Here is a 6,531-nt window from a genome sequence, read left to right on the forward strand (position 1 = left end):
CGGAGGGGTTGGGCTTCTTACGCACAAACATGCTCCCAGTCTACCTCGGGACACCCAAATCGGGAATGCGCGCCTTGCAAAATAAGGACTTACGGCGGAAATCTGGAGGAGCGTTGAACTCAGGAAGTTCCTCCGCGGCTGAGGCCCGCTCCCTCCGGACCAGACCAAGCTCACCTCTGTTCTCCGGAAGAAGATAAGCACGGAGCACGCGGACCACGCGGAAAAGAAGACGATGTAGACAAAAAAGGACGCCAGACGAATCCCACTACCGAATGTGGTTCCGCCGCCCTCGGCGGAGTCCTCCTTCTTCATTCTGGCTCCTGACGTCTGGCTTCTTTCCCTCCGCGTGTTCCGCGTGCTCCGTGCCGCTCTTCAAGAAGAAGTCGAACGGATTATGGTCTCGCGTCGAAAGAGTCGGAGCCCAACAGCTCGTAATACCGCTGAATGAGCGAGGCGTGGTCGGTCGGCCAGGTGGTCCGGTCCGCGCCTTTCAGGTGCGATTCGAGGAGCTTTTCCGCTGTGCCGTCGGTGCGATCGAGCTGGAACCTGCCAGCCAGCAGCGTGCGGGAGTTTTCGAGGCTGCCGACCAGGACCTCGCGCCGGGCCAGGACGTTGCGGTACGCCCGGCGGTCGAGGTCCGAGAGGTTGGCCCGCATGAGGTTGACGACCTCGTCGAGCTGAAAGTTGCCCCAGTTCTTGCGGACGGCTTGCTGCTGGGCAAGCTCCGTCTTGGTCAGCAGCGACGCCTGCTTGTTCCGTAGGGCCGGCAGATCGGGAATCTGCTTCTGCGGACCGGGTCCGGTCAACCCCTCCGCTCCCGCCCCGGAGAGTTTGCCGCCGCCGGTGGCCCCGCCCGCCGGATCGGTCGATGAGTCTTTGATTTGCCCCTCCTGAAAGGCGTCCGGCGTCAGCCGCGTCGGCGTGCGCCGCCCACCCTTGCCGGTCGCCTCCTGCTCGACGAACTCGCCGCTCGACCGCCCGGTACGCCCCTCGCCGGAACGGCCCCAGATTTCATGTCGATTCGGCAGTGTGTTGCCGGTCACGCCCTTGGCGGAGTAGTTGCTGATCGGTCCATCCACCGCGTCCCAGCCGACGCCCATGTCCAGCGAGTCGGCCCATGTGCTGGTCGCGTCCTCGATCTCGTCGTACAGGTCCTCCTCCTCCTCGATCAGCTCGCCGATAATGTCCTGGAGTTCCTCGGGCAGTTCGGCCAACGGCACGTCGATGGGCGCGGGCGGCTCGGTCATCTCCCACTGGATGCGGTCCGGCCCGTCCGGCAGCCAACGCTCGATGTTGTGCACCAGTTCCTCAGCCAGCTCAAGGCCGACCAGCTCAGCCTCGATAGCCATCCGCACGCTCTTCTTCTTCAGCGCCTCCTCGGCCACCTGGACCTGTGACTGAATCTCGACCAGTTCGGGCCGCAGCGACGCCGACGAGAAATCCTGCTCGATCTGCTTGGCCAGATCGTCGAGGGCCTGCTGAAGGAACTCCTCCCACCGCTCCTGTTCCTGCGCGAGCTCAGCCAGCTTGGCCTCGTCGACGGCGGTGAAATCCTCGGGCGATTTCGCGGTCAGGTTCTGAGCCTCGTGAATGGCTTGCCGCTCGGCGTCGATGAACTCGCCGAGAAGCTCGGAGATGTCGGCAAAGGTCCGAGCGGGCATCGTCGCCGCTGGGCCGCTGGCTGGAGTCTCCTGCTCTTCCGGTGACTCAGCCGCTTTGAGAATTGATTCGAGCGCCAAAACGATCCGCTTCTGCACCGTGGAAAGCTCAGCCGTCCGGCCCGCCTCGGCCAGCTCAACCGCGCGGACCGATTCGTCCGCCGCGAGACGTTCCAGAATCCGCTTGGCCGCCGACAGATCGAGCGATAACTCGCTGGCCGCCAATGCGGTCAACTCGGTGTGAATGGCGCCCTGACCTTCGATCACAGCCGCGATCGCCCCCTGACCCACATCCACGCGAAGCGTCTCAGTCCGAACCTTGATCTGACGCTCCAGCAGCGCGGCGATGCGCTCGATGAACGTCTGCGCCATCTGCTCCCGCGCGTTGGCCGCCTCAGCCGAGACGACCTCGATTCGCCCCACTGGACTCGCGCCGCTCTGCGGTCCGCGATCGGGCAACTCGCGATGGTCGGCCGCCTCAAACCACCACTCGACGACCTGGCCCGCCTCCAACTGCTCCGGCAACCGCCACTCGCACGTGAGCATCGCCTTGGCTGCGTTCGGCTCCTCAGCCGCTGGCTCCAACTCCGTCCCATCGGGCAACCTGACCAACAGGCGGACCCGGGTCAGCCGGTGGTCGTCTTCAGCCCGCCCGGTGAAAGTAACCGCCGATCCGGCAGGCAGTTGTGTGGCCGGGGTCGGGTCGATCGCCCTGACCGTTGGCGGCTGATCGATCGCCACCTTCAGCGGAAAGTACCCCCCCTCGGTGGGCCAGTAGAGCCGGCTCCCGGCAAAGTCCCCCGCCAGACGATACTCATCATCACGCTCCGCAGTCAGTTGTACCATCAACTGACCCGGCGACGCATCCTCTTGCAGATCAAGAACTTGCCCGGATTTCAGCTCGACCTGCAGCCCCTGCGGATCGGCCTTCGGCCGTGCGATCAATGTGATCCGCGTCCCCTCGGGCGCCTCAAGCGGACCGGGGCAGTCGGTCGGGGGCGTATCCCGCAGACCCAGGTACGCCGGGAAACGCAGGGCGACGGAGACCGACACAACGTCTTTCGGATCAACAACTTGCAGCCGATGCCGGTCGCTCAGGGCGTCGCCTACCCGGACGCGGTATTCGGTCTCTTCGCGCACAAAAATCGCCGCCGAGGCGCTCGTCCCGTCAATGGCTAAAGTCTCGGTCGTCTGCCCCTCGGAAGTCTCCACAACCACCTGAGCCTCCGGAGCTTGCGGCGGACCTTCGAAGCGGGCCACGATCCGGACCGGCCGGTGGGCCACCACCACCGCGTCGCCGGGCTCGACGCTCAAAATGCGATACCGCCCGGAAAAACTCCCGTAACTCCCGCGGTACAGGCGCGAAAAGCCGTAGCTGACGGTAGGCCAGCCGAGAAGGGCCGCCACCAGAGCCACCCCCAGGGCGGCCACGCTCATCGCCCCAATTCGCCGCAAGTCTCTGATCGGCAATGCCTTACGATAATCAAAGTCGCGGACGGCCCCAGCGGACTCGCGCACGAGACGGTTCACCAGGCCTTTCGACCAGAACGGCTGCTGGGAAATCTGCAGGGCATTGGTCAGGCAGTTGTGTTCCAGGCCCGCCCGGTCCTCAGCGATTCGGGCAAGGGCGACGTCGCCGGGCTGGCCCCGCCACAGCACGAACCCGATCGCCGCCGGCCCGGCGCAAAAGCCGACAATCCAAAGACTTACGAGCAATCCGCGGCCGACGGAGCCGGGCTCGGCGACCGCCGCGATCAGCGACAGGACCAACGTCAGCGCGGCCAGCGCAACGACCCAGGCCAAGACGATCCGCGCCACCGCCAGCAAACACCACCGGCGACGCAAATCCTCAATCACCAGCCGTACCGTCTGAAGGGCGGGGAAGTCCGGATTGTCAACGCGATGATCGTGCGGGTTGGCGGAATGCTCGTTCTGGCCGTGCATGGGCGGTTCGTTTCCCACCAGTTTTGCCGTGTCCGGGGTTCTCCTCTCTGTTAGATTATACGGCCATTAAGAAAGGTGGTCGAGAAGATGGAAATACTGATCACTGGACTCGCCGAGCGGGTGGATGGAAGCTTGCTCGACGCAAATGATCCGAATCGATGGCGGGCGCTACCGTACCGGGCTGAGGGCTTTGACGGGGTCATGCTGGCCTGCGGCGAAGGCGATCGGCCGAGTTCGCTGACGGTTCGGCTGGGAGTAACCGGCCGGTATGACATTCACCTGGGCGGTTTCGGCTTCATCAGCTTTTGGCGGCTGCGGGCCCGCCTCAGCGGCGACCGCTGCTGCAAGGTTTTTGACCCGCCGCCGCTGGCGTGCATCAGCGAGCCGGTTCTCCACGAGTTTCACTTCGGCCAAGCCGAACTGACCGGGCAGGACCTGATCCTAGAACCGCCGTATCTGTCCTCGCTGCACGCCTACCCCGCCGCTCTGGCCTACATCCGTCTGACCCCGGTGAGCGACCCGCCGCCACCCTCGAAGCCGAAAGTGCAGTATCCTCTGGTGTTCACCAACGACGGCGACGGGATTTTCGGCGAGTTTCCCCATCGTCGCCAGGAGGACCTGCTGGAATCGTTCGAGCGGATCGGGCCCGATAGCTGCGTCAGGATGCTGCTGTGGGGCAACGGTGACGCCGATTCGTGCAACTATCCGACCCGGGTCGGCCAGTACGCCGGCGGCAAGGGCCGGTACTGGAGCCACTTCATGCAGGTTAAGTGCAACAATCTGGCCCTGTGGAAGCGAAACGGCTGGGACAGCCTGAAGGTCGTGCGCGACTACGCGAAGCAGCGCGGCTGGGAATTCCAGGTCTACATCCGCATGGAGGCGTTTCGAGGGCTCTATCCCTTTGATTGGATCCGGTCGGAGTTCTTCGAGAGCCACCCCGAGTGCCACTGTCGCGACGCCCAGGGCCGGCGGGTCGATCGGCTCAGTTACGCCTATCCGCAGGTCCAGGACCACATGCTGGCCCTGGTGTCCGAGATCGCCGGGTACGAGCCGGATGGAGTCTGCTTCGCGTTCAACCGCGGTGTGCCGGTCATGCTGTACGAGCCGATCATGGTCGAGGGCTTCAAAGCCGCCTACGGCCTGGATCCGCGCGAGCTGGATGAACGCGACCCGCGCTGGGCCGACTACCAGGCCCGCGTGTTCACGCCGTTCATGGAAAAGGCCAAAAGCGTGCTCAAGCCGGGTCAGCGGCTCTCAGCCATCGTGCTGGGCAACGAAGCGGACTGCCGGCGGTGGGGACTGGACGTCGCCGACTGGGTAGCCCGCGGCGTCATCGACGACCTTTTCCCGGTGGGCCAGAAGTTCACACCTCAGGATGTTCACATCGACGGCCCCGAATGCCTCGACTTCGATTACTTCAACGCACTTGCGGGCCGGACCAACGTGCGGCTGTATCCGATGCTCTATCCGTGGGCCCTGTTCCAATCCGACCGAGCCAAGTGGACCGCCATGCTCAGGTCCTATCTGGCCGATGGGGCCGATGGCTACGCGGTTTGGGACGCCAACGAGGGCGATCGTTTCGCTGGGGCCAACGCGGTGGGATTGGAGCCCGGCACACCGACCGAGGCGGCCAAGCCGGAGGTCCGCACGGTCAAGCTGCTGGAACTCGAAGGCTTCCGATTCGATCGCTATCACTACTTCGAGGCGATCTGACGTGGCCAACAGCGAAAACAACGCCATCCGATTCCTCGGCACCGGCGGCGGAGATTTCTTCTACACCGACTACCCCGACTGCAACAGCGACTATCTGCCGCGGGTCCGCGAACGTGGCGGCAGGAACCTGCGCTGGGCCGCCCAGGCGTGGATCGCCCCGGACATCCTCATCGACTTTTACGACGATCGGCAGATCAGGACGTTCGGCGTTCCCCCCGAATCGATCCGCCATCTGCTGATCACGCACTGCCACTACGATCACTTGAACCCGCCGGCCCTGCTCGAGTTCGCTTCGACCCTGTCCCAGCCGCTGAACGTCCACGGCATCGAACTGGTCCGGGACTCCCTGGAGTTCCACACCGCGAACCGATGGGACCAAGCATCCGGCCGCTTCCAGCCGCAGCGCATCGCGACCAACTATCGCTACCACGCGGTCCGCCCGGACCAGAGCTTCCGCATCGGCGATACCACGGTCACCGCGGTCCAGGCCAACCACAGCATCAACAAAGGCGTCTGGGGCATCCCCTTCATGCCGATCGAGCACGTCGCCCTCAACTACGTGATCCAGCGGAACGGCAAGACGTTGTTCTACGGCTTGGATTCCTCCTACACGCTGCCGGGAACCCTGGAAACTCTCAAACGGTTCCGTTTCGACGTGGCCGTGCTGGATGTGACCTTTGCCCAGATGGACGTCGAGCCCGCCCAGTCGGGCCATCACAACTTCACGATGATCGCGGAGACCATCGACGAATACCGCCGGGCGGGCATCGTCACCGACGCCACGAAGATCGTGGCCTCGCACCTGTCGGTCGCCCATGTCGTGCCCCACGACGACCTGGTCGATCAAGCCGCGGCCCGAGGCATTACCCTGGCCTACGACGGCATGGCGCTTGAATTCTGATCCGCATGGAAAAGAGCGGCGCGTGCCTCCGCCGCAAACGCTGAACCTTACGGCGTGCTCAAAGTCGTCAGGCGATACGACCAGACCTGTGGGTCGCGATGGCCGATCATGATCTCGGACTCCTCAACGGCGATCTCATCGTCCGTACCCGCCAGCGGATTCCCCTCGCGGTCGAGGGGGACGGCGGAGTTAGCCCGCATTTCTCACCGGGTTTTGCTTTTTTACGATGGGCGCAGGCCTTACTATCTGATGGCAAGTGGTTTGTGAGCAATAAGCGCATCAGACAGGAAGGCCTTGACGATGACAGAGTGTAAG

At 64.1% G+C, this 6,531-nt stretch carries 4 protein-coding genes; 2 read left to right on the top strand and 2 right to left on the bottom strand.

All coding sequences use genetic code 11. The features are described from left to right. Positions 1-392 precede the first annotated feature (392 nt). Positions 393-3,602: a hypothetical protein gene (locus GXY33_17200; GenBank protein ID NLX06876.1), complete on the bottom strand. Its 3,210-nt coding sequence runs from the start codon at positions 3,600-3,602 to the stop codon at positions 393-395. A gap of 87 nt (positions 3,603-3,689) precedes the next feature. On the opposite strand from GXY33_17200, the gene GXY33_17205 reads away from it, so the two are divergent. Both GXY33_17205 and GXY33_17210 read left to right on the top strand, forming a co-directional pair. Further along, the gene (locus tag GXY33_17205; protein ID NLX06877.1) at positions 3,690-5,315 is read left to right on the top strand and encodes a hypothetical protein; all 1,626 of its coding nucleotides are present in this window, start codon (positions 3,690-3,692) and stop codon (positions 5,313-5,315) included. Between the two features lies 1 nt (position 5,316). Then, positions 5,317-6,216 (top strand): MBL fold metallo-hydrolase, encoded by a 900-nt coding sequence (locus GXY33_17210; protein NLX06878.1) that lies wholly within the window; start codon positions 5,317-5,319, stop codon positions 6,214-6,216. A gap of 47 nt (positions 6,217-6,263) precedes the next feature. Here GXY33_17210 and GXY33_17215 read toward each other — a convergent pair whose 3' ends face one another. Further along, on the bottom strand, positions 6,264-6,416 hold the full coding sequence (locus tag GXY33_17215) for a hypothetical protein (protein ID NLX06879.1): 153 nt from the start codon (positions 6,414-6,416) through the stop codon (positions 6,264-6,266). Positions 6,417-6,531: the final 115 nt, after the last annotated feature.

It is taken from the genome of Phycisphaerae bacterium (assembly GCA_012729815.1).
Taxonomy (GTDB): domain Bacteria; phylum Planctomycetota; class Phycisphaerae; order JAAYCJ01; family JAAYCJ01; genus JAAYCJ01.